Origin of the sequence: Niveispirillum sp. KHB5.9, assembly GCF_048066115.1 — a bacterium.
In the GTDB taxonomy this organism is placed as follows: domain Bacteria; phylum Pseudomonadota; class Alphaproteobacteria; order Azospirillales; family Azospirillaceae; genus Niveispirillum.
This window is the reverse complement of sequence record NZ_JBLTYX010000006.1, coordinates 188,739-212,818: the sequence shown is the minus strand read 5'-3', so window position 1 is coordinate 212,818 and position 24,080 is coordinate 188,739. Positions and strand designations below refer to the sequence as shown.

The window sequence follows — 24,080 nt, the reverse complement described above, 5'->3', positions numbered from 1 at the left end:
TGCCTGGGCCATACGATGGGATGGGGTTAAGGTGGCCTTAACGACAATGCCACCGGACGTTGCCAAATGAAGGAACTGCGCTGCATTCTGTTCAAGGACCGTGAAGTGCTGTCCGCCGTGCTGGATCGCAAGCGTCGCTTGAAGGAGGAACTGCCGTCCGGGCAGATCACTGGCCTGCGCCTAGCCAGTGTGAATGAAAGTGTCAGTTGCACCGTCATCTATGATGGCGGCCAGCAATCGGTGACGGTGTCGGAGACCGACCTGCTGGCGGCCCTGCTGTCCCATTGCATGGCCAAGAGGGTGCCGCTGCCGGTGGATGCGGAAAAGAACCTCCACCTGATCCGTGGCCGCGCCACCTTGATCATCACGATGAATTTCAACAAGGCCGCCCGCCTGGTGCATGTGGCCGCCGCCGAGAAGCGCGGCCTGCCGGCCTGAGTTTCTATCGCCCCTGCCCGTCCCCGCGCCGGCGCTTCAGCGCCGCCAGCAACAGCAGGATCAGCGCCACGGGCACGACGATGATCGCCCCTTCGCGCATATAGGGCCAGGCCCAACCGAAAATATCCGCCAACCATTCGGGCAGCCGGGCCAGAAGTGCGAACACATGGCCCAGCAGTTCGCCCGGCGTCCAGCCGAGCCAGGCCAGGACCAACCCCACAATCAACGACCAGAACAGGATGCGGATCACGATGCGCATGTGATCGGCTCTACCCCATTGCACGCCGCCACGCAATGGTGCCTGCGGGCACGGCCAGATAGGTAAAATTTGCCTATAATCCATCTGTATATTGCATTTTGAAATGCAAATCATAAAGAAAGGGCGGCGACCTTGCGATCGCCGCCCTTCTTGCTCTCGTCGCGATCTCTTAGAAGAGACGCAGGATCGCCTGCTGGGCCTGGTTGGCCAGGGAGAGGGAGATGGTGCCCAGCTGCTGGCGGGTCTGCAACAGCAGCAGGTTCGCACCTTCCTCGTTCTGGTCGGCCTGGACCAGTTTGTTGGAACCCTCGGTCAGCACGTTCGAGAACTCGCTCGTGAAGCTTTCGCGGGTCTGGATGATGTTCAGGTTCGTCGACAGCGTCTGGGAAGTGGAGCGCAGCTTGGAGGTCGAGAAGTCCAGGCTGGCCACCGCCTTGTCGATGTCGGCGCGGTCCAGGAAGTTGTTCTGGGCATAGTCGAGGCGCAGGCCCTGACCGTCGGTCTGGATGTTCTGCGAGGAGACCGAGATGGTGGAGGTGTTGGCCTCGTTGAACTGCACCGTCAGGTCGTTCTCGGTGTTGGCATCCGTACGCTGCACCGTGATCAGGTTGCTGGACAGGTTGGCCGAGGCCGCCTGCTTCAGCACCGCGCTGTCCACCTCGAAGCGGACGGTACCGCTGTCGAAGGCCAGCGAGTTCTCTCCGTCTGCCAGCTTGCCGGCACCGCGGGCATTGTTGCCCGACCGCTCGATGGTCACGCCGTTCAGGTTGGTCGCGGAGACCGTCAGATCGACGTTCTTCTCGATGGTTGAGGTGCCGTTGGCGGCCGTGCCCAGGTTCTCCAGCGCCGTACGGTCAACCGTGAAGCTCACGGTCGTGCCGGACGAGAAGCTGATGGAAACCGCCTTTTCCAGGGTGTTGGTGGAGGTGGCGCCGATCGAGAAGCTGGTACCCGTACCGGTCGTCTCGTTCGACGTGATGGTGAAGCCGTCGGTGAACGCGTCGGTCGTGTCGCTGTCATTGGCGGCGATGGTGAAGCGGTTGCTGCCGGTGACACCCACCCCGGCCTCGACGGCGGCCATCAGGCCGTTGGCGATGGCTTCGCGGCGTTCCGCCGGATCGGCGCTGGTCACATCGTCGGCCGACGCCTTGTAGGTGAAGGACTGGCCGTTCACCGTGGCGGTGAAGATGTCGCCTTCCTCGATGGCGCCGCTGATGGTGACGCGGGAAACCTGCGCCTGACCGGAGACACCGGCCGAACCGGGCTTGCCGGCGGTCACATTGCTGGCGGTAGCGCTCTGGGTGTTGTCGAAGAACTTCACCGTGCGGCTTTCGCCGTTCTCCGTCACCACCAGCGTACGTTCGCGGCCGGCATTGCCGCGCATCTCGATCTTGATGTCGGAGAAGTTGCCGGCGGTGGCCGAGATGGAGCCCGACACTTTCAGCGAGGCCAGACCGCGGCTATCCTCGGCCTTGGCGATGTCCTCCAGGTCGGCGCTGATGGCACCGGTACCGGAGACCTTGATCGAGTAGGTGTCGGAGCTGACCACGTTGGTCACGCGGCTGTTGGACAGGCCACTGATCGAGTTGACGGCGGCGCGGCTGTCGGCCGTGCTGTCCATCGTCAGACCGTTGCCGACCAGCAGGTTCTTGCCCTGATAGCCGCTGTCACGGGCGATCTTGTCGATCTGGTCCTTGATGCGATTGAACTGTTCGGCCAGCGACTTGCGGGTCGCGACCGACGCCGCGTCGGTACCCAGGTTGCCGTAGGCCGTGGTCGTCAGGCCCTTGGCCTGTTCGATCAGGTCCTCGATCGCGGTGATACCCTTGTCGCCAGCCTGGATCGTGCTGATCGACTGGCCCATGCTTTCCTTCAGCTTGGACAGGTCGTTGGCACGGACGCTGAGGCCCTTGGCCGCGAAGAAGTTGGTGGGACCGTCAAGCGCCGAGTTGATCTTGTTGCCCGTGGCGAGACGGTTCTGGATGCTTTCCACCTGCTTGTTGGTCTTCTGGAGCAGAAGCAGGTTGTTTCGCATTCCCGCGGTAAGCTGAACGTCACTGGTCGACATGGTATATCTCCTTTTGAGCCGGGAAAGGGGCCGTTTCGGCCCAATCGATCTCGTGGACTGGTCAGGAAGGACGTCGCCGTAACCCGTGGAAGACGCCGGGTGCGATGCATGACCGGCAGTTTCTTGTCGGATCGGGCAATCCGTTTTGCTGATCGCGGTATCAGTCTTGCTTGGCTGTCGCCTTTAAGGCCGATCTGCACCGCTCTTCGCGCAACGCCTTGTCCAGAGCTTCGGTCTCTTCCTCCTGAGGGTGAACACGGATGGGTTCGACAGGACATAAGCAGGAAGCGTGCCAAGTGTCGGAACCCGCCAAAACCTATACCAAAGGGGTAAATTTTGACGGGCAGATGCCGGGGAAAGGGCGGCTTTCCCTGGGCATGGGCCGGGATCGCCCGGTGATCCCGGCGTTTTTTGCCTAGCCCGGCATTTCCTGCCGGGCGGCGGAAACGACCGGTCAAGCCCTTGATGCGGCGGGTTTTGCCCTATCAGGTCGGATGACGGGGCCAAACCGGAAACGGCAAAAGGGCCGCCCGTCTTCACGACAGGCGGCCCTTTGCAGACCATCTTGGATGGTGACCCCAGCAGGATTCGAACCTGCGACCGCTCGCTTAGAAGGCGAGTGCTCTATCCAGCTGAGCTATGGGGCCGGATAGGGGAAAGGATCAGAACCGGCCGATGCGCGGCCGATCGGTGCGGAAATTGTCCGCGTAGTTCTTGGGGATGACGCGGCGTTCATGCCATTCGGCGATGTCGCAGTCCCAGCCCTTCTTGGCGGCGAAGGCCAAGGCGGCCTCCTTGGTCGGGAACTTCACGCGCACCTGGTTCAGGGTATCGCCCGAGCTGGTCCAGCCCATCATCGGCTCCGGCCGGCGCGGGGTGGCGATTTCATATTCCAGAACCCAGTCACCGACCTTGCCGCGGCCGGACTGCATGGTGGTCTTCGACGGCTGGTAAATCCGGACCTTCATGGCGAACCCTGTGACGCAGATGGTTGAAACCGAAAAAGGGATGGTCGGAGCGAGAGGATTCGAACCTCCGGCCTGCTGGACCCAAACCAGCCGCGCTACCAGGCTGCGCCACGCTCCGACACTTGACGGGTGGGAATACACCACCGAAAGCATGGGGGCAAGCTTGCCAATACGTCTTGAAGACGCATGGCGACTTCCCGCCGCGGCTTTCAGGCCGGCTGGCGGCGCAGCAGGCCGCCCAGCGCGCCCGGCGCCATGACCAGCAGGTTGCCCAGCACGGCCAGGACCAGACCGGCCACGCCCGCCGGCGTCCAGCGGTAATCCTCGAACAGGGTGGACACGACCAGGGCCACGACAGGCGTCATGATGGCCACATAGCCGGCCCGGCCCGGCCCGATGCGGCCCAGCAGGGTGAAATAGCACAGGAAGGCCGCGATGGACCCGAACAGGGCCAGATAGAACAGCGACAGGAAATAGGGCAGCGTCGGCACCACTGCGAAGCTGGCGCCGTGGAAAGCCGCCACCCCGACCATGGACAGGGCACCGACCAGCATTGCCCAGGCGGTGGTGGTGATCAGCGGCATTTCCGCCTTGCGGGTCTTGGACACAACCATGTTGCCCAGCGACGCGCTGTAGTTCGATACCATCATCAGGGCGAATCCGGCCAGCGCCCCACCGGTCAGCACGCCCCCGTCCAGTTCCGGCGTGAACAGCAACAGCACACCCACCACACCCATCATCCCACCGCCCAGCACCGAGGGCCGCATGGGTTGGCCCAGGAACAGGCGGGCATTGACGACATTCATCAAGGACAGGACCGACCCGGCAACGGCGACCAGGCCCGACGGCAGCAGGGCTGTGGCCTTGTAGACCATGAAATAATTGATGGAGAAGTTCAGCAGGCCCGCCGCCGCGATCAACCACCACCCTTCCCGGCGGGGCAGGATGGGCTGGCGGCGGATGGCCAGCCAGCCCAGCAAAGCGGTACCCGCCAGCAGGAAGCGATAGGCCACCGACACGGCCGGATCCACAGCCCCCAGCTGGAACGTGATAGCGTACCAGGTGGACCCCCAGATCAGGACCGAACAGCAGAACAGGGCGATATTGGCGTGCATCGGGGGCACCGGTAGCGGATTCCAAGGACAAAGCCTATAGACCCGCCGGGCCGCCCCCACCAATCCGATTGTTGTGGGGGTGACAAGTCGTCGGCACAATACCGGCCTGACCGAGCCGCCCAACGGAGATGTCCTTGAAGAGCATGTTCCTGGCCATCATCACCATCCTTGCGCTGGCAGGCCCGGCCGTCGCGACGGGAACGGGGGACACCTATTCGTTCCTGTTCCGGGAGGATCGGGGTGAATGGTGCGGGTTCCGGGATGCCGCCCCGTTCGATGATCTGGCGGCGGAACTGATCCCGCTGGAAAGCGGCAGGGTGTCCTACCTGCGATCGGGCAAGGTGTCGGAAATCATCGTTCAGACCCAACCGGAGAGTGGGGACTGGCTGGTTCTGGACACCTATGTTCCCAAAGTTGAAGGGGGGACCCTGGCCCGCACCATCACCTTCGCCCAGGATGGCGTCCGGATCGACCAGCAAGGCAATCTCGGCCGGGACGGGACGTTCAGCATGGCGTGGGTGAAGGCGCGGAAACCGGACGGTTCCAAGGTGGACACAGCCACGATCGACATTCCGGAGATCACCATTTACGGCGATCTCCGGCAAATCCCATTCATGAAGCTGGCGCAGCGGATGAAGGATCGATCACTGGCAACGTTGTGCGGCAAGGCGGATGGGCCATGATGGGCCTGAACCACCCCGCCCGAGGATCAGCGCAGCACCACCTTGTTATTATCCGACCACGGCTCCGCCACACCACCCTCCAGCACGACATCGACCGATGAGAGGCCGATGGGGGCCTTCAGGGTCACCTCGGCGGTCTTCGGCTTCAGGTCCAGCGGGGCCGGGATCGCCGGCAACGGCACTTCCGCGAGAACAGAACCATCGGCTGCCAGCAGGCGGACCCGGCCCTTCGGTGTCGGCACCGATCCTATATTATGCACTTTCACCGCCACCTTGCCCTTGGCCACCGTCACATCGCGGGCGGCGATAGCGGCATCGGGCCGTTTCGTCAGGTCCTGTTCCGGCCCGGCCAGTGCGAAGTCCAGCACCGTCGTGCGGCCGGGCGCCAGGGTGACGGGCACGCCCTGGCCCTCCCCGAACGCGACCTGGCGGGTGCTGCTAGTGCCGGCATCGGCGCCGTCATCGCCATCCGTATCCACCCCTTCCGTCACTTTCCAGTCGCCCGTGGCCACATCGGCCCCGATGATGGTGGCGGAAAGTGGCTGGTCGGACAGGTTATGGGCCAGGACGCGGAAGCCGGTGCGCGTCGGTTCCTTGACCAGAATGGCAAGCTTTTCCGCCCCGTCGGGATCGGCGAAGCGCCAGGCGATGCGATTGCCGCGCACGATGGAATTGCGGTAGAGCGCCACACCGCCCAGACGCTGGCGCTGCAATTCCTGTGTCGGCAACTCGACACGGTCGGTCCACCAATGGTCGCCGGTCATCATGTCCATGCGCAGGGCAGCCGTCTGACGCTGGCTGTCATATTGCTTGACCAGCCACTGCTTGTCGCCCGTGGCCACCCACGCCGTGTGCCAGCTATAGGGGCCGGCATAGCGGTCGGTCTTCGCCGCCTCCAGCACCGCGTTGCGCAGATCTGGCCGGTTCAGATCCAGTGCCAGATCGCTGCCGACGATGCCCGACAGCGACGGCAGCCCACCCTTGCGCAGCACCTGTTCGATGGGGCGAAGGTACTCGGGCCGCCCCGTCCAGCGATACGCCGCCCACATCAGCAGGTTGGTCTGTTCCGGGCCGGAAGTGCCGCGCGTGGCCCCGTCGGGCCAGTTGATCTCCGTGGGGAAGGTCCAGGCACCGTCGCTGCCCTGCTTGCCATGGGCCAGATAGCCGTCAGCCAGTTCCAGCAACAGCTTACGCGTCGCCGCATCGCCATTGATCTCCACCAGCCGGATGCCGGGATGGAAGATCAGATAGGAATAGGGCTTCGACCATTGCCACGGCGCTTCCTTGACGATGTGCCCGGCCCCGAAATAGTTGGAGACCAGCAGGCGGTGGCCCTTGGGGTTCACCTGCAGCAGATCGGGGAAGTTCGCCGCCGTCTCCATCAGCCGTTCGACCACCAGCGGATCACCGGGTGACAGCAGGGACATCTGCGACTGGGCGTTGATCCCTTCCTCATAGACATGCAGTTCGTCGGTGACGATGGTACCCAGCCCGTTGGTCATCATGCCATTGACATGCACCGCCTCGATCATGTCGGCGAGCGATGTGGTCAGCTTCTCCCGATCCGCGCCCATCAAAGCCAGGCCCGGCCATTGGTTGGTCAGGTCGGTATCGTCCGACAGGCCGCCGCCGAACTCGCCATCCACCTGACGATGGTCGATCCACCAGTTCACGAAGGACCGCACCTGCGCCAGATACTTTGTCTGGCCCCAGGCCCATTCCGGCACGCCGGCCGGCGCCTTGTCCAATTCCACCGGCGGCAGCGGCTGCTGCGGGTTCCATTCCGACCAATAGGCGTTGGCCACCTTGTTGTCGGGATCGATGCGCAGCAGGTCGGCCACATCCTCATAGAAGCGCTGGAACAGGCCCAGATTGCGGCTGCTCTGCCGCTCCTCCACCAGGAATCCGTAATTGTCCTGGATCTGGCGCTCGCGGTCGAAGGCATGCTCGGGCCGTGCCTCGGCCTTGGGCTTGAACACCAGGCGCAGCGACGCCCCATCCAGCTTGGCTACGGAGAAATCCGGGGCGGAGGCGGCGATACTCATATAGAGCGGCCGGTCCGACGGCAGGATGCGGTCGCGCGTATCCAGCCACAGGGTCCGCGCCTCCCCCGGCTTGACGGCGACATTGATGTCCAGCAGATCGCGTTCCGGCGTCAACGGGTCCTTGACGCGGATGTTCAGCGCTACCAGCCCGCCCTTGTGCGTGGGATTCACGTCCAGCGCCGGGATCACCAGTTCGATCCCGTCCAGCCCGCCAATATTCTCGAACCCTTCCGTGCTGGCGCGATAGAGTGGCAGGCCCGGTTCCTGGCGGCGGAAATCCATTGGGATGGCGATATGGGCCACAGGCCGGCCGGCGACCGGTGACTTGGTCCGCTTGCGCGTGGGCACACCGCCATCGGGGATGGCCACGATCAGGTCGCGTTCCCCCTCCGGATAGCGCCCGTCGATGAAGCGGCGCAGTGGTCGGATGGCGGTGAAGTCCGGCTCCGCCGCCAGACGCAGATTGAAATGGAAATCACCCAGGCCGGCCGGCGCCGTGCCGGGGCCGACATGATAGGCGCCGATCTCCTGGATCGGGGTTTCCTGCACCTCATTGACGAAGCGCAGGGCACCGCCGGTGGCATCCGCCTTCAGCCGCGTCGTGCTGCGTTCGATGCCCTGGCGCCGTTTGGACAGCAGGTCGCCATCCCCGGTGATCAGGCCATTGCCCTCGGGCAGCTTCGCCCCCTGCAGCCAGCCCAGCTTGCCGAAGGCCGCCCCCTGGATTTCCACCTGGTTGAACGGCTCGTCAGGCAGGAACCAGGTGCCCGACTTGCCGCCGGTTGAGTAGACGTTCCAGTCCGGCAGGGTGAAGTAATCGTGCCGCCCCTCCAGCCGGGAGCGGTTATAGACGCCGGGCCAGGTTGTCTCCCGCACCCCGTCATTGCCCTTCCACATGCGCTGCGCGATGTCGCGCTGTTCGGTGAATTCCACCTTGCGGATACGGGTGCTGGCATCGGCCAGATAAGGTGGCGGATCATCGGCACGGTCGAAACCGTTGCGATGCGCCCAGGCAGCCCAGCCATCGGGGGCAGCCGGCAATGACACCGGTTCCCTGCCCTGCGCCAGTTCCTTGACCCCCGCCGCATCCAGGGCACGGTCATGGACGCGGATATCGTCGATATCGCCGCCGCGCAGGAAATTGTACCGGCTCTGTACCTGGATTGGGCTGATGATGCGGCTGTGCGGGCCCAACTGGTCCAGGCTGGCATCCAGCGACGCCGGCTGATCCTTGCGCGCCACCAGGGCGCCGTTCACGTAAAGCTGCACGCCCGTCGCCTCATCCCAGGCAAAGGCGATATGGGTCCAGGCATCGGGTGCCGGCGGGGTCGGCATGGCCCAGGAGACGCGGACCCGCGACAGGTTGGTGTCGGTGACGAATCCATCGAAACCCTTGCCGTTCCAGTCCAGGCGCAGGAACACCATGTCCCAGCTGGAATGGTTGGCGAAGGACACGCGGAACAGCGGGAACTGGTTGCTGCCAACCGGATAGCGTGACCGCCAGAAGAAGCTGAGCGTGCCGCGCTGCGCCCTTATATTGCCGGGGGCGGCCCAGGCCAGCACCTGGTCATCGGCCGCCTGCAAATACGCACCGGCGGCCCCACCCTGCGGTACCACCGCAACCTTGTCGGCGAAGGTAGGGCTGGCCTGGCCCGTGGCCTTGTCGGCCACCAGCCCCTTGTCACCCGTCACCTGGAACAGCAGCCCGTCGGCCGCCACCGCTGGCAAAGCGCCCACCAGCAAGGCCAGGGCAGCCGCACCCGTCCGCAACCGCATCGCACGTGCCATGGATCGATATCCTTCCCTGCTGCCGGCGACGGTTTGCCCGCCTGCCGTCTTGTTTTGTTTTTCGGTGGGGCTTGCCTTCCCGATCAAACCATCGCATAGTTTGTTATGACACCGGTGGCAATTGGCAAGCAAAATCGCCGAGCATCGGTGCCACATCTAACGGGCGGGCAAACGGCACATCCATCCAAAGTGCTGAGTCCCGAACAGGAGGAGGAATCCCATGTCCAAGTCAGAACGCGGCCTGCGCCGTGCGATCCCCCATGGCGTCTCGACCTTGGCCCTGTCGCTGGCGGCATTGGCCGGCAGCCCGGCCCTGGCCCAGCAGGCCCCGTCCAGCGACACGGTGCTGGAGGAAATCGTCGTCACCGGCTTCCGCGCCAGCCTGGCCAATTCGCTGAACATCAAGCGGAACGAGGCCGGCGTCGTCGACGCGATCAGTGCCGAGGACATTGCCGACTTCCCCGACACCAACCTGGCCGAAAGCATCCAGCGCATTCCCGGCGTCTCCATCGACCGTGACGCGGGTGAAGGTCGTTCGCTGACCGTGCGCGGCCTGTCGTCGGAATTCACCCGCACCCGCATCAACGGCATCGAGGCGCAGGCGACGACCGGCGCCACCGACAGTTCCGGCGGCACCAACCGCGGCCGCGGCTTCGATTTCAATGTCTTCGCGTCCGAACTGTTCAACAACATCACGGTGCGCAAGACCGCGTCGGCGGATGTGGAGGAAGGGTCGCTGGGCGCCACGGTGGATCTGCGCACCTCCCGCCCCTTCGACTATAGCGGCTTCACCGCCGCCGCCTCGGCCCAGGGCGGCTATAACGACCTGTCGGAAAAGATCAATCCGCGCGGCGCCCTGCTTCTGTCCAACACCTGGCTGGATGATCAGGTGGGCGCCCTGCTGTCGGTGGCCTATTCCGAACGCGACCTGCTGGAGGAAGGGTTCAGTTCCGTGCGCTGGGGCCCGGCCAATGGCGATAACGGCTTCCAGAATCCCGCCGCTTTGCCCGGCGGTGCCTCTTCGGCTGGCGGTGTCTTCCATCCCCGCATCCCGCGCTATGGTCGTCTGGTCCATGACCAGGAACGCACTGGCGCCACCCTTTCCTTGCAGGCCAAGCCAGGTGAAGGCAACACCACCGTCAGCTTCGATGTGCTCTATTCCAAGCTGGACAGTACCCGGCAGGAGAATTTCCTGGAGGCCTGGTCGCTGAGCCGCAACGCCTCCCAGGGTGGCAAGCCCGAAGTGGATATTGTCCAGACGGTGGTCGATCCGCAGACGGGTGAGATGGTCTATGCCCGGCTGGATGACATGGACATCCGGTCCGAACAGCGCTTCGACATCCTGAAGACGGAATTCACCCAGTACACGCTGGATATCGACCATGAATTCAGCGAGAGCCTGCGCGCCAATCTGACGGGCGGCCGGTCCAAGTCGAAATTCGACAATCCCGTGCAGACCACGGTGCTGATGGATCGTCAGAACACCGACGGCTACAGCTGGGATTTCCGTGAGAACAGCAACCTGCCGCTGATCAATTACGGGTTCGATGTGACGAACCCGACCAGCTGGGTCATCACCGGCCCGACCGCCGCCCAGCCCCGGTCGGAAATCCGCATGAACCCGACCTTCCAGACCAATGTCTATGACACCGCGCAGGGCAGCCTGACCTGGGACGTCAACGACACCTTCACCGCCAAGGGCGGTGTCAACTGGAAGGAATTCAAGTCCGAAGCCAAGGCCTTCGCCCGCCCGTCGGCCACATCCAATGCCGCCCCCGCCCTGCCCGCTGGCACCACGCTGGCCAGCATGACCAAGCTGCTGACCGGTTTCGGCAAGGGGCTGAACCTGCCCACCGGTACGCCGACCAGCTGGCTGGTCCCCGATCTGGAGGCGTTCGAGCGGGTCTTCAACATCAACTGCAATTGCGACACCGGCGTGCCGGGCGGCGATTTCCGCAGCCAGGGGCTGGAGAACAGCGCCACGCTCGCCAACTGGCGTAATGTGACGGAGGAATCACTGGGCTTCTGGGCCCAGGTCGATTGGAACACCCAGCTGGGCGACATGCCGTTCCGTGGCAATGTCGGCATCCGTCAGGTGAAGACGGATGTGACGGCCACCGGCTATTCCTTCTTCAACAATGCCACCACGGCGGTGACCGGCAAGAACAGCTACAAGGACACGCTGCCCTCCATCAACATGTCGCTGGAGCCGGTGGATGATGTGATCCTGCGCGCAGCCGCCGCCAAGGTGCTGTCGCGTCCGCCCGTCACCAACCTGACGCCGGTCTTCACCCTGTCGGCGCTGAACGCCCCGAACCCCAGCGCGTCGTTGGGCAATACGGAGCTGGAGCCCTATCGCGCCGACACGGTGGATGTCTCGCTGGAATGGTACTTCGCCAAGGAATCGCTGATCTCCTTCGCCTGGTTCTACAAGGATATCTCGACCTTCGTGCAGACCACGCAGCAGACGATGACCTATGCCGAGCTGACGGCGCTGAACCCCGGTGCCTTCCCGGCTGGCGGTGGGCGTGATCCCAATCTGACCTACGTGTTCAGCACGCCGACCAACACGCCGGGCGGCCCGCTGAAGGGCTTCGAGGTCAGCTTCCAGGCGCCGTTCAGCTTCCTGCCCGACATGTTGTCGAATTTCGGCGTGCAGGCGAACTACACCCATGTCTCGTCCAAGATCGATTATTGCTCGACCTCGGCCTGTACGACCTATGTCACGGCCGATCTGGTCAACCTGTCGCCCGATGCCTGGAACGGCACGCTTTATTATGATGATGGGGAGACGTTCAACGCCCGCATCTCCGTCGCCTACCGTTCCGGCTATTACCAGCAGGTGCCGGCCGCCAATGCCGGCACGCGCGGCATCGTGGCCATCGGCAAGTCCGCCACCACCACGTTCGACGCGTCCGCCTCCTATAATGTGACGGAGAATTTCACCATCTCGCTGGAGGCGCTGAACCTGACGGATGAGGCCAACCGCCAGTACCATGGCGAATTGGACGGGGTGCGCAACTCCACCTATGTCTACCACCACACGGGCCGCCAGTTCTATCTGGGGGCGCGGTACAAGCTGTAAGCACCTGTCGCGATGAAGGGCCGGGGCGCCAACCGCACCCCGGCCCTTTTTCATTTATACTTTATGGATGCCGACGATGATGTTCTCCCGCCGCTCGCTCCTGGCCTCGCTCGCCGCCCTGCCGCTGGCCGGCTGTGCCGGGCGCCTGTCCGGCCGGGCCGGGGTGGTGGCGGAGACATTCGGCACCCTGCCGGACGGCCAGCCCGTCACGCTCTACACCCTGACCAATGGCAGCGGCGCCAGCCTGCGGGCCATGACCTATGGCGCCAGCGTCACCAACCTGGTCATGCCGGACAAGGCGGGAACCTTCGCCGATATCGTCCTGGGCTTGGATGATTTCGAGAGCTACCGCATCAGGTCACGCAATTTCGGCACCCTGGTCGGCCGCTATGCCGGCCGCATCGGCAATGGCCGCTTTCCCCTGGATGGGCGGGAGGTGCGGTTGGAAACCGGCGGGTCCAAACATTCCTCCCATGGCGGGCCGGACGGCTTTGCCAAGCGCAACTGGCATGCCCAGCCGCTGGACGGTGCGGCGGTGCGCATGACGCTGCTGTCGGCTGACGGGGACCAGGGGTTCCCCGGTGAACTGGCCATCGCCGTCACCTATCGTCTGACGCCCGACAACCGTTTCCGGATGGAGATCGAGGCAGTGACGACCAAACCCACGGTCCTGAACCCCACCCATCACGGCTATTTCAACCTGTCGGGTGTGCCGGGATCGCTGGTCCATGACCATGTGCTGACGATGGAGGCGGATGGCTTCACCGCCTTCGGTCCGGACAAGATGGTGACGGGCGATATCCGCCCCGTGGCCGGAACCGCATTGGATTTCCGCACACCCAAGCCCATCGGCCGTGACATTGCCTCAACGGAGGAACAGATGCGCATCGGCGGCGGCTATGACCATTGCTTCGTGATCCGCAGCACCCCGGATACCGGCCCCCGCAAGGCCGCCCGCCTGGAACATCCCGGCAGCGGCCGGGTGATGGAGCTTTGGACCACCGAACCGGGCGTGCAGCTTTTCACCGCCAATGGCGTGAATATGGCAGGCCGTGGCGGCGCGCCTTACAAGCCCCATTGCGGTGTGTGCCTGGAACCCCAGCATTTCCAGAACAGCCCCAACCAGCCCGGCTTTCCCGGCACGGTACTGCGCCCGGGGCAGCGGTTCCGGTCGGTCAGCGAGTACCGGTTCGGGGTGGCGTGATTTTACCTGCCTATCCGTTACTATCAGCGGATCGATGTGGCGGAGATTGGATATGATGGCTGAACTGAAACCCATCCGTACGGATGCCGACCATGAGGCGGCATTGGAAGAGGTTGCAAGCCTATGGGGAGCCGCCAACGGCACGCCCGAAGGAGATCGGCTGGAAATCCTGGGCACCCTGATCGACGCGTACGAGGCGGAACGCTATCCCATGGACCCGCCGGACCCGATCGAGGCCATCAAGTTCCGCATGGAACAGATGGGCCTGACCCGCAAGGATCTGGAGCCGATGATCGGCACCCGGACGCGGGTGGCAGAGGTATTGAACCGCCGTCGCGGCCTGTCGATCGGCATGATCCGACGGCTGCATGACCGGTTGGGAATCGCGGCGGAAATCCTTATCAGGCCATCGGAAGCGGAAGCATCGTTGACGGAACGCTGAAGCCCCTACCCCGCCACACCCACAACCTCCGCCGTAACGAACGCCGTCCACAGTGCCGGCAGCGGTTTCAGCGCCGCCGCAGCCCGCTTGCGCAGCGCGTCCGCCGCTGCCGGCTGGTCGATCTTGTCCAGCAGGGCCGCCGCCTTCATGTCGTCATCGGCCTGTTTCAAGGGCGTGCGCAGGGCGTCCACCGTACGCTGCAGCGGCGCCACCCGTTCCGCCGGCCAGACGGCGCGGCAGAAATCCAGATCATAGCGCAGCTTGCGCAGACGCTTATGCGCCTTGATGGCCGTAGCCACGTCGCCCGGCAGGCCCAGCGCCCGCAGCTTGTCCAGCCGGATGCGCAGCATGTCGCCGGCAATTTCCGCCAGGGTCGTGCCGAAGGGGCAGCCATGGGGCTGGCGGGCCCAGTCGCCCGTCTCCAGCCAGGCCGCGAATTCCAGCTGCCAGCCCGTCCAGGCGGGCGAGGCCAGCATGCGCATGGCCTTGTCCAACGCCAGGGCGCGGGCGGCGGAGACGGGGCCGACCGCCCCCTTGCGCGCCTCGGCCGGCAGCTCGGTCAGCGCCATGGCCAGCTTCTGCCAGTCGCGGGCCCTTTCCAGCTTGCGGCCCAGCTGCTTCAACTGGTCGCGCAGCGCATCGCCCTGGTCGGTATGGATCAGGTCGGCGAACAAGCCGTAAGCGGTGATCAGCCGGCGCACGGCCGACGCCATCTCCCGCAATGCCGCCGGGTCGCCCATCGCCTCGGTAAAAGCCGGCTGGTTGTCCAGCAGGTGGGCCAGGCCATTGCGCCCGATATGGCGGAACGCCTCCATCACCGTGGTGATGGGCGTGATGCCCAGCGGACGCACGGCATGGGCGCGCGGCTGGGCGCCGGTCAGCAGGGCCAGACCCAGATCGGCCTTGCTGCGCGTGGACAGGCGCAGCGGAATGCGGGCATGGATGTCGGCGGCCAGCCGGAACAGGTCCGCCACTTCCCCCTGCTGAAGCTCCAGTTCCACCTCGCTGACCGTGTGGCGGGCGGCGGGCTGGCCATCGGGCGCCATGACCAGGGCCTGGCCCAGGTCCAGGGCCAGTTCCACCCGCCCGTCGCTGCCGGCCCGCAGCATCAGCACCGTGCGCTGCACATCCGTGGTGAACAGCGGCGACAGGTTGTCCAGCGCCTCGCGCGGGATCAGTTCCGACAGGTCACCCTGGCGCAACAGGCCGGTATCCAGGCCATCGCCCGCCACCTCCCACCGCCATTCGCGCCGCACGGCGATGCCGGCGCCGTCGCCCGCCTCATGCGTGGACATGGTCTTCACCGACTGCTCGCGCCGCATGCCCTGGCGGCGCAGGCGCAGGGCCAGGCCGCGCTTGGCCAGGGCCAGCCCCGGCGTGTCGTAATAGGATGTGTGCAGGCGCACGGGATCGGCCTGCGCCACTAGCCGGTCGCGCACCAGGGCCAGGGCGGCAATGCGCGGTAAATCCGCCGCATCGGCCAGCAGCTTGATCTCCACCTCCCGTTCCGGGCGGGGCATGCGGGGGGCCTTGGGCTTGGCGTTCAAGGGGGCTCGCGCGTCGGTTCCGTCGGGAAATGAATATCTTTCACATACCGCAGTGCGGCAACGGACGGAAGCGACAAAGACCCGATCAGCGTTCTTCCAGATCGCGCGGCCGGGTGAAGCCAGCCAGCGTGCACGTTCCCCATTTCAGATCGCGCCAGGCCAAGCCATCAGGCACCGCGATCTCCAGGAAGGAACAGGTGGGCAGCTTGGAGGCGAGCGCCTGACGCAGGGCTAAATCCCCTTTCGCACAGAGATCGCGGGCCAGCAGCTGGAAATCCGGATTATGGCCCACGAACAGCGCCGTCCCCACCTCATCCGGCAGTGCCTTCACCCGGTCCAGCAGCATTTCCTCCCCGCACAGATAGATGGATCGGTCGAAGGTCGTGGGCGGCAGGTCGGTGCCCCAGGCGGCGGCTACGATCTCCAGCGTGGCCCGCGCCCGCATGGCGGTGGAGCAGACGACCAGGTCCGGGCGGGGCGGCCCGCCCTTGCGCGCCGCCCAATAATTCGCCATCGTCGCGGCGGCCCTGTGCCCACGCGGGTTCAGCGGGCGATCATGGTCGGCCAGTCGCGGGTCATCCCAGTCCGATTTGGCGTGCCGCAGCAGATAGAGTGTCTTCATGACGACCAGCAGCAAGGGAACGGGAAGTGGCTCCGGCACAGGGCAGCGTCGCCGCCCGCGCGGGACCCGTGTACCCGAAACCGTCACAGAAGCAACATATACTGCCGCGGCCCCAGAGGACCAGAAGGACGAAACCATCGTGACCGCCGCCCCTGACATGCTGCCCACCCCGGCCGACGCCACCGCGGCCAAGGCGATTGTGCAGGCAATCCCGCCCGGCATCGCGCATGACAGCCCGGAACGCTTCATCAACCGTGAACTGTCCTGGCTGGCCTTCAACCAGCGCGTCCTGGAAGAGGCGTACAACGCACAGCACCCGCTGCTGGAACGGCTGCGCTTCCTGTCCATCTCGGCCAGCAACCTGGACGAGTTCTACACGGTGCGCGTCGCTGGCCTGAAGGCCCAGGTGGCCGCCAAGGTCACGACTCCGTCCGACGACAATCTGACGCCCCAGCAGCAACTGGCGGCCATCAATTACCGCGTCACCGACGTCATGCGCGACCAGCAGGCCTGCTGGCTGATGCTGCGCAAGACCCTGCGCGCCAACGGCATCGCCGTGATAGATCCCGACGAGCTGACCGCCGGGGAGCATGACTGGCTGGAAGCCCGCTTCATCGATGAGATTTTCCCGGTCCTGACCCCCATCGCCGTCGATCCGGCCCACCCATTCCCCTTCGTGCCCAATGGCGGATTCGCGCTCGCCCTGCAGCTGTTCGACCCGCAGAAGGGGGCGGAGCTGGACGCCCTGGTGCTGCTGCCGCAACAGTTGGACCGGTTCATCCGCCTGCCCGGCACCGACACGCGCTATGTGCTGCTGGAACAGGTGGTGCTGACCTTCATTTCCCGCCTGTTCCCGCCCTTCGTGCTGAAGGGGCATGGCGTGTTCCGCGTCCTGCGCGACAGCGAGATGGAGATCGAGGAAGAAGCCGAGGACCTGGTCCGCACGTTCGAGAGCGCCCTGAAGCGCCGCAAGCGCGGCAGCGTCATTCGCCTCGCCGTCAATACCGGCATGTCGAACGACCTGCGCGACTTCCTGACCGACGAGCTGCATGTCAGCGCCGACGATGTGTTCGTGCTGGATGGGCTGATCGGGCTGGCCGATACCAAGCAGATCATCGGTGACGACCGGCCGGACCTGCTGTTCTCCCCCTACAATGCCCGCTTCCCGGAGCGTATCCGCGATTTCGGCGGCGATTGCTTCGCGGCCATCCGCCAGAAGGACATTGTCGTCCATCATCCGTTCGAAAGCTTCGATGTGGTGGTGCAGTTCCTGCGTCAGGCCGCTGCCGATCCCAACGTCCTGGCCATCAAGCAGACGCTGTACCGGACCTCGAAGAACAGCCCCATCGTCGCGGCCCTGATCGACGCGGCCGAACAGGGCAAGTCGGTCACGGCCCTGGTGGAACTGAAGGCGCGGTTCGACGAGGAGGCCAATATCCGCTGGGCCCGCGACATGGAACGCGCCGGTGTGCAGGTGGTCTATGGTTTCGTGGATTTGAAGACCCATGCCAAGGTGTCGCTGGTGGTGCGCCGCGAAAGCCACGGTCTGCGCACCTATGTGCATTTCGGCACGGGCAATTACCACCCGATCACCGCCAAGGTTTACACCGACCTATCCTTCTTCACCTGCGACGTGGCCCTGGGCCATGACGCGGCCCATATGTTCAATTACATGACGGGTTACGCCACGCCCAAGGCGCTGGAAAAGATCGCCATCGCCCCCACCACCCTGCGCCAGCGTCTGGTCGATCTGATCGACGCGGAGATCGCGCATGCCCATGCCGGCCGGCCGGCCCAGATCTGGGTCAAGCTGAACAGCTTGGTCGATGCCAAGCTGATCGACAAGCTGTACGAGGCATCGCAGAACGGCGTGAAGATCGAGCTGGTGATCCGCGGCATCTGCTGCCTGCGGCCCGGTGTGCCCGGCCTGTCGGACAATATCCATGTGAAGTCGATCGTCGGCCGGTTCCTGGAACATGGCCGCGTGATCTGCTTCGGCAACGGCCATGGCCTGCCCTCGGCCAAGGCCAGGGTATACATCTCCTCGGCCGACTGGATGCCCCGCAACCTGGACCGCCGCATCGAGACGCTGGTGCCCATCGAGAACCTGACGGTGCACCAGCAGGTGCTGGATCAGATCATGGTCGCCAACCTGAAGGACAATACGCAGAGCTGGGTCCTGCAACCCGACGCGACATACCGCCGCGTGGAGCCTTGCGTGGAAAGCTTCAACGCCCATACCTATTTCATGACGAACCCCAGCCTGTCCGGTCGTGGTAGCGCCACCAGCGAGGCGCGGCTACCCCCGAAACTGGTGTTGAGCAATTTCCCGTAACCCGGCATTCTCCCGATGTTGTCACTGAAAGTGGACCGACTGAACGTGGATCACGCCCATGCCGAGGACCGCTTGGCGGTCATCGATGTCGGTTCCAATTCGATGCGTTGCGTCGTCTATGAGAAACTGACACGTTCGCCCGTCGCCCTTTTCAATGAAAAGGTCCTGCCTGGCCTGGGCAAAACGGTGGAGCGGACCGGCAGGCTGAACCCCGAGGGGGTGGTGCTGGCGCTGGACAATCTGGTCCGCTTCCGCCGCCTGCTGGAAGGCATGCAGGTCGGCCGTGTTGATGTCCTGGCCACCGCCGCCGTGCGCGACGCGGCCGACGGCGCCGATTTCGTGGCGGAGATCACTCGCCGCACCGGCTTTCATGTCGATGTCCTGTCGGGTGAGGAAGAGGCGCGGCTGGCCGCACTCGGCGTGCTGTCCGGTGCACCCAATGCCGAAGGACTGGCCGGCGACCTGGGCGGCGGCAGCCTGGAACTGGTGCTGCTGGAAAAGGGTGAGATCGGGGCGCAGGTGACGACGCCGCTGGGCCCGCTGCGCTTGCTGGAGGCCACGGACGGCAAGCCCGGTCCCGCCGCCAAGCTGATCGACCAGCACCTGGGCAGGCTGGATTGGCTGGCGCGCGGCAAGGGCCGCACCTATTACCCGGTCGGCGGCGCCTGGCGTGCGCTGGCCAAGATGCATATGGAGCAGGTGAACCACCCGCTGCACATCATCCACCAGTACAGCGTGGATGCGGCGGCGATGGCGGAATTCGCCAGCACCGTGGCGCGGGCCGGCCGCAGCAACCTGGAGAAGATGCAGGGCGTGTCCAAGCGCCGCCTGGACACCCTGCCCCTGGCCGCCCTGGTCATGGAACGGGTGCTGAAGGCGGTACAGCCGGCGCGCGTCACCTTCTCCGCCTATGGTCTGCGTGAGGGCCATCTCTATGATCTGCTGGACAAGTCGGAACGACGGCAGGACCCCCTGATCACCGCGTGCGAAGATGTGGCCGAACGCATCGGCCGTTTCGGCCATGCCGAAATCCTGTCCGGCTGGACGGCACCTTTGTTCGTGGGCGAGGATCCGGTGGCCCGGCGCCTGCGCCAGGCGGCCTGCCTGCTGTCCGATCTGGGCTGGGCCGAACATCCCGATTACCGTGCCGAACATGCCTTCCTGCGCATCTTGCGCATGCCGTTCGCCGGTGTCGACCATGCCGAACGTGCCTTCCTGGCCACGGCCGTCCATGTCCGCTATGCCGGCACCATGGACCATCCCGTCCTGGCACCCGCCCGCGGGCTGCTGAAGGAGGGAGCGCTGGCCCGGGCCTATATACTGGGTCTGGCCCTGCGTCTGGCCCACACCCTGACCGGCGGTGCCGCCACCCTGCTGCAGCGAACCGTGCTGCGCCTGGGTGACCAGAAGCTGACCCTTATCCTGCCGGAGGATGCCGCCATGCTGACCGGCGACAGCGTGCAGCGCCGGGTGGAGGCCTTGTCCAAGGCGCTGAACCGCACGGGCGAGATCAACGTGCAGGCGGGGCCGAAGCTGGCGCGGTGATTACCTGACAGGTAATCGCGATGGGTTTTCCACCGGCCTAACCTCAACCTTGTCTTCAAGGTGGAGGGAGCGATGGGCGGAACCTGGTGCAAGACGGCGTGGATCATTCTGGCTTTGATCCATATCCTGCCCGCCTCGGTGCTGGTGGCGCCCGAACTGGCCTTGCGGCTTTATGGGGTCGATCCGCAGGGGCCGGTGGCGGTGCTCATCATCCATCGGGGCGCGCTGTTCCTGGCTGTAATGGTGGTTTCCCTGTTCGCGGTGTTCGATCCACCGTCACGCCGCGTCTGCTCGATCATCGTCGCCATCAGCATCCTGGGTTTCCTGGGCGTCTATACCCAGGCCGGGCTGCCGGAGGGACCGCTGCGGACCATCGCCCTGGTTGATCTTGCGGCGTTGCTGCCGCTGGTAATGGTGACTGTCGCCGCATGGCGACGCAGAATGGCTGATAGCCGTAGGTCAGGTCGAGCCGTAGGCAAGCCCTGACAGGGTTGGCAAATGGCTTTTCCGTCAGGGCTCGGCTTTCGCCTCGACCTGACCTACGGCAGCAACCATTCCCTACTCCCGCTCCATGACCTCCTTCACCTTCCCCGCCAGCTGTTTCAGGCTGAACGGTTTGGGCAGGAATTCCACCACCTCCCCGCCGCCGACGGAGCTGCGGAACCTTTCCTCGGCATAGCCGGAGATGAAGATCACCTTCACGTCGGGCATGAAGTCGCGCACGGCGCGGATCATGGCGGGGCCGTCCAGCTGCGGCATCACCACATCGGTGACGATCAGGTCCACATCGGGCCGGTCGGGCGCACGCAGCAGTTCCAGCGCCGCCTCCCCGCTCTTGGCCTCCACCACCTCGTACCCTTTGTTGCGCAGGGCGCGAGCGGAGAAGACGCGGACGGCATCCTCATCCTCCACCAGCAGGATACGGCCAGTGCCGGTCAGGTCGGCCGCCCCCTTCTCCGCCTTTTCCACGGCGGCGGCCTGGGCGCCATCCTCCTGGTAGCGGGGCAGGTAGATGGAGAATTTCGCCCCATCGCCCGGCGCGCTGTCGACGAAGACGAAGCCGCCCGTCTGGCGCACGATGCCATAGACGGTGGACAGGCCCAGGCCGGTGCCCGACCCCAGCTCCTTGGTGGAAAAGAACGGCTCGAAGATGCGCTGCAGGTTTTCCAACGGGATGCCCACGCCGGTATCGATGACCTCGATCACCACATAATCGCCGGGCGGCATGGTCTCCGTCGCCCGCTGCACCGGGTCGGCGACATGCAGGTTGGAGGTGACGACCGTCAGCCTTCCACCGGTGTCGATCATGGCGTCGCGGGCATTGACGCAGAGATTGATGATCACCTGCTCCAGCTGCCCCTGGTCAACCTTGACCAGGCCCAGATCGCGGCCATGCATCATGCGCAGTTCAATATTCTCACCGATCAGCCGGCGCAGCAGGTTCGACAGTTCGGCCAGCACATCGGTCACCGACAGGACGCGTGGCTGCAATGTCTGCTGGCGGGAGAAGGCCAGCAGCTGGCGCACCAGGTTGGCGGCGCGGTTGGCATTCTGCTTGATCTGCATGATATCGGTGAAGGAATGGTCGCCCGGCTTGTGCCGCAGCAGCAGCAGGTCGCAGAAACCGATCATCGCCGTCAGGAGATTGTTGAAATCATGCGCCACGCCGCCGGCCAGCTGGCCGATGGCCTGCATCTTCTGCGATTGGACGAACTGCGCCTCCAGGTTCTTCTGGTTGGTCATGTCCACCAGATGCAGGACCAGCCCTGCCCCGCCCTCTGGCCCACCCCCCGGCCCGCCATCGGCGCGGCGCGCATAGAGATGCACGATGGGCCCGTGGCTGCCGCGCAACTGCGCCTCATGCGCCGGGTGGCCGTCGGCCCCGTCGCGGATGGCGGTCAGACGCTGCTGGATGGCGTTGCGCTGGTCGCGCTTGAACAGGTTGGTGACCGGCCGGCCCTGCGCATCGTCACGCGACAGGCCGCTTAGCGCCAGGACGGTATCGTTGCATTCGGCCAGCCGGAAATCGGCATCGACCAGGGCGATGCCGATGGGCGCATAGTCGAAGAAGCGGCGGAACCGCTCCTCGATCCGCGCCAGCTCACCGCACAGCCGTTCCATTTCCGTGCTGTCGGCGGCAGGGATGGGTTCCGGCAATGGATCGGGTTCGGCGATGGCAGGCAGCGGAGCCAACGTCGCCTCCGCCTGCCAGACGGAATATCCGGGATTGCCATCCAGTGGCCGGGCGGTCAGCCGGAAATGACGCCCATCGCCGAAGGTCAGGATTGTGTCGGCGGCAATCCCCCGTTCCACCGCAGCTGTCAGGCGCTTGATCTCCAGCGGGGCCAGTCCCGTTCCGCCGGCGGCTCCCAGCGCATCCAACGGCAGCCGCGTTCCCGGCTGTGCCAGATCGCGGAAGGCCGGATTGTAATGCACGGCCCTTGCGTCCGGCCCCACGATGACCATGGGGACCGACGCCGCCTCCATCCCGCGGGCCAGAAGATGGCGGCGTTCCTCCGTGACCCCTGCCCGTGATGCCACGCCACGCACCAGCGTGATGCCGCCAAGCGCCAGCAGGCCACCGGCCAGCCACACCACGATGCCACCGCGCAAGCCCGCCGGCCATTCGGCCGGCGGCGGCCCGTCCAGCCGCGCCAGATAGACCATGGCGGCAATGGCCACCAGCACCAGCGCCAATGCCCACAAACCGGCGGCACGCGCGGTCGGGTTCAGGCCGGGGCGGGCAACGGGGCTGCTTTTGCGCATGAGGGACACCGGTGGGGGCTGGCGACGGACTTCACCAATCTACAACATCGGGATTGTCAGGCGCGACAGGCAGTTAGGAGGGTGACTATCGGGGGATGGGCTTGCGCTTCATCTTGAAGACGTAGGAGATGATCTCCGCCACCGCCTTGTAATGGTCGGCCGGGATTTCCTCGTTCACCTCGGCCGACGCATAGAGCGCGCGGGCCAGCGCCGGATTGGCGATCAGCGGCACATCGTTCTCCTCCGCGATCTCGCGGATGCGCATGGCAAGGTGATCCACGCCCTTGGCCACCACGGTGGGGGCGCCCATCAGGGCCGGGTCGTATTTCAGGGCCACGGCGTAATGGGTGGGGTTGGTCACCACCACGTCGGCGGTGGGAATATTGCCCATCATGCGGTTACGGGCGCGCTCCATGCGCAGCTGGCGAATCTTGCCCTTGATCAGGGGATCGCCTTCCGCCTGCTTGAACTCCTCCTTCACCTCCTGCTTGGTCATGCGCATCTGCTTCATGAAACTGAAGCGCTGGTAAAGGTAATCGGCCCCGCCCAGGACCAGCAGGACCAGCAGCACCGCGAAGATGATCTTCGCCGACAGATGCTGGGTTTCCTTGACGATATCGATCATCGACATGGCGATGAAATGATCGACCGAACCCCAGAGCGGCCGCAGCATGATGTAGATGACGATGCTGACGATGACCAGCTTGGCCAGTGACTTCAGAAACTCCACAAGGTTCTTCATGGAGAATTTCTGAGCCAGGGCTGGCAGCGGGTTCAGGCGGGAAAGGTCGAACTGGAACACTTTCTCCGTCGTGAACAGGAACCCGACCTGGACGACAGACGCCAGGACCACCGCCACCACCAGCATGATCAGCGGCACGGCCATGGAGATCACGACACTGGTCACCAGGTCCCGTAGGACATTTTCCAGCCCCCCGCCATCCATGATGATGGCGTGCGGCTGTTCGATGAAGGGCAGCAGGCTGACCGATATCCGCCCGAACGACCAGGGCAGGACCATGAGGATCAGGACCAGCGAGGCACCCAGCACGAAGAGATGGCTGAATTCCTGGGATTTCGGCACCTGGCCTTTGTCGCGCGCATCGGCCAGGCGCTTTCCGGTTGGGTCTTCTGTTTTGCTGTCATCATCCGTATCCTCGGCCATGCGCT

General features: G+C 64.8%; 17 protein-coding genes and 2 tRNA genes. 8 read left to right on the top strand and 11 right to left on the bottom strand.

Features of this window, described 5'->3' with window-relative positions; translation table 11 throughout:
* The first annotated feature begins 66 nt into the window (after positions 1-66).
* Positions 67-438 carry a hypothetical protein gene (locus ACM9HJ_RS13100; RefSeq protein ID WP_416572177.1) on the top strand — a complete coding sequence of 124 codons (372 nt, stop codon included), beginning with the start codon at positions 67-69 and terminating at the stop codon, positions 436-438.
* A gap of 4 nt (positions 439-442) precedes the next feature.
* Here the strand turns inward: ACM9HJ_RS13100 and ACM9HJ_RS13095 are convergent, their stop codons facing one another.
* From ACM9HJ_RS13095 to ACM9HJ_RS13070, 6 genes are all read right to left on the bottom strand, one after another.
* Positions 443-697, bottom strand: a complete 255-nt coding sequence (locus tag ACM9HJ_RS13095; RefSeq protein ID WP_416572176.1) for a hypothetical protein — start codon at positions 695-697, stop codon at positions 443-445.
* Positions 698-866: 169 nt separating this feature from the next.
* Positions 867-2,765, bottom strand: coding sequence for a flagellin (locus ACM9HJ_RS13090; protein WP_416572175.1), 1,899 nt, complete (start codon positions 2,763-2,765; stop codon positions 867-869).
* A 570-nt stretch (positions 2,766-3,335) separates the two neighbouring features.
* Positions 3,336-3,412: transfer RNA gene (locus ACM9HJ_RS13085), tRNA-Arg, on the bottom strand.
* A gap of 15 nt (positions 3,413-3,427) precedes the next feature.
* Positions 3,428-3,733, bottom strand: a complete 306-nt coding sequence (locus ACM9HJ_RS13080; RefSeq protein WP_416572174.1) for an ETC complex I subunit — start codon at positions 3,731-3,733, stop codon at positions 3,428-3,430.
* A 41-nt stretch (positions 3,734-3,774) separates the two neighbouring features.
* Positions 3,775-3,851: transfer RNA gene (locus ACM9HJ_RS13075), tRNA-Pro, on the bottom strand.
* A 91-nt stretch (positions 3,852-3,942) separates the two neighbouring features.
* Positions 3,943-4,848 (bottom strand): DMT family transporter, encoded by a 906-nt coding sequence (locus ACM9HJ_RS13070; RefSeq protein ID WP_416572173.1) that lies wholly within the window; start codon positions 4,846-4,848, stop codon positions 3,943-3,945.
* A gap of 134 nt (positions 4,849-4,982) precedes the next feature.
* Between ACM9HJ_RS13070 and ACM9HJ_RS13065 the strand changes: the two genes are divergently transcribed.
* Positions 4,983-5,531, top strand: a complete 549-nt coding sequence (locus ACM9HJ_RS13065) for a hypothetical protein (protein WP_416572172.1) — start codon at positions 4,983-4,985, stop codon at positions 5,529-5,531.
* 26 nt (positions 5,532-5,557) lie between these two features.
* Here ACM9HJ_RS13065 and ACM9HJ_RS13060 read toward each other — a convergent pair whose 3' ends face one another.
* A complete protein-coding gene (locus ACM9HJ_RS13060; RefSeq protein ID WP_416572171.1) occupies positions 5,558-9,364 on the bottom strand; it encodes a LamG-like jellyroll fold domain-containing protein in 3,807 nt (1,268 codons plus the stop codon).
* Positions 9,365-9,584: 220 nt separating this feature from the next.
* Between ACM9HJ_RS13060 and ACM9HJ_RS13055 the strand changes: the two genes are divergently transcribed.
* The 3 genes from ACM9HJ_RS13055 to ACM9HJ_RS13045 all read left to right on the top strand — a co-directional run bounded on the left by ACM9HJ_RS13055 (position 9,585) and on the right by ACM9HJ_RS13045 (position 14,095).
* A complete protein-coding gene (locus ACM9HJ_RS13055) occupies positions 9,585-12,449 on the top strand; it encodes a TonB-dependent receptor (protein WP_416572170.1) in 2,865 nt (954 codons plus the stop codon).
* Between the two features lie 76 nt (positions 12,450-12,525).
* Positions 12,526-13,653 carry an aldose epimerase family protein gene (locus ACM9HJ_RS13050; RefSeq protein ID WP_416572169.1) on the top strand — a complete coding sequence of 376 codons (1,128 nt, stop codon included), beginning with the start codon at positions 12,526-12,528 and terminating at the stop codon, positions 13,651-13,653.
* Between the two features lie 52 nt (positions 13,654-13,705).
* On the top strand, positions 13,706-14,095 hold the full coding sequence (locus ACM9HJ_RS13045; protein WP_416572168.1) for a helix-turn-helix domain-containing protein: 390 nt from the start codon (positions 13,706-13,708) through the stop codon (positions 14,093-14,095).
* Between the two features lie 5 nt (positions 14,096-14,100).
* On the opposite strand, the gene ACM9HJ_RS13040 is transcribed toward ACM9HJ_RS13045, so the two are convergent.
* Both ACM9HJ_RS13040 and ACM9HJ_RS13035 read right to left on the bottom strand, forming a co-directional pair.
* A complete protein-coding gene (locus ACM9HJ_RS13040; RefSeq protein WP_416572167.1) occupies positions 14,101-15,642 on the bottom strand; it encodes a CHAD domain-containing protein in 1,542 nt (513 codons plus the stop codon).
* Positions 15,643-15,727: 85 nt separating this feature from the next.
* Positions 15,728-16,279 carry a SixA phosphatase family protein gene (locus ACM9HJ_RS13035; RefSeq protein ID WP_416572166.1) on the bottom strand — a complete coding sequence of 184 codons (552 nt, stop codon included), beginning with the start codon at positions 16,277-16,279 and terminating at the stop codon, positions 15,728-15,730.
* 142 nt (positions 16,280-16,421) lie between these two features.
* Between ACM9HJ_RS13035 and ACM9HJ_RS13030 the strand changes: the two genes are divergently transcribed.
* From ACM9HJ_RS13030 to ACM9HJ_RS13020, 3 genes are all read left to right on the top strand, one after another.
* On the top strand, positions 16,422-18,599 hold the full coding sequence (locus ACM9HJ_RS13030) for an RNA degradosome polyphosphate kinase (protein WP_416572247.1): 2,178 nt from the start codon (positions 16,422-16,424) through the stop codon (positions 18,597-18,599).
* 45 nt (positions 18,600-18,644) lie between these two features.
* Positions 18,645-20,144, top strand: coding sequence for a Ppx/GppA family phosphatase (locus tag ACM9HJ_RS13025; RefSeq protein WP_416572165.1), 1,500 nt, complete (start codon positions 18,645-18,647; stop codon positions 20,142-20,144).
* Positions 20,145-20,216: 72 nt separating this feature from the next.
* Positions 20,217-20,630 carry a hypothetical protein gene (locus tag ACM9HJ_RS13020; RefSeq protein ID WP_416572164.1) on the top strand — a complete coding sequence of 138 codons (414 nt, stop codon included), beginning with the start codon at positions 20,217-20,219 and terminating at the stop codon, positions 20,628-20,630.
* Between the two features lie 72 nt (positions 20,631-20,702).
* On the opposite strand, the gene ACM9HJ_RS13015 is transcribed toward ACM9HJ_RS13020, so the two are convergent.
* Complete coding sequence (locus ACM9HJ_RS13015; protein ID WP_416572163.1) at positions 20,703-22,910, bottom strand: ATP-binding protein; 2,208 nt, start codon at positions 22,908-22,910, stop codon at positions 20,703-20,705.
* A gap of 85 nt (positions 22,911-22,995) precedes the next feature.
* Positions 22,996-24,075, bottom strand: a complete 1,080-nt coding sequence (gene flhB / locus ACM9HJ_RS13010; protein ID WP_416572162.1) for a flagellar biosynthesis protein FlhB — start codon at positions 24,073-24,075, stop codon at positions 22,996-22,998.
* Positions 24,076-24,080 lie beyond the last annotated feature (5 nt).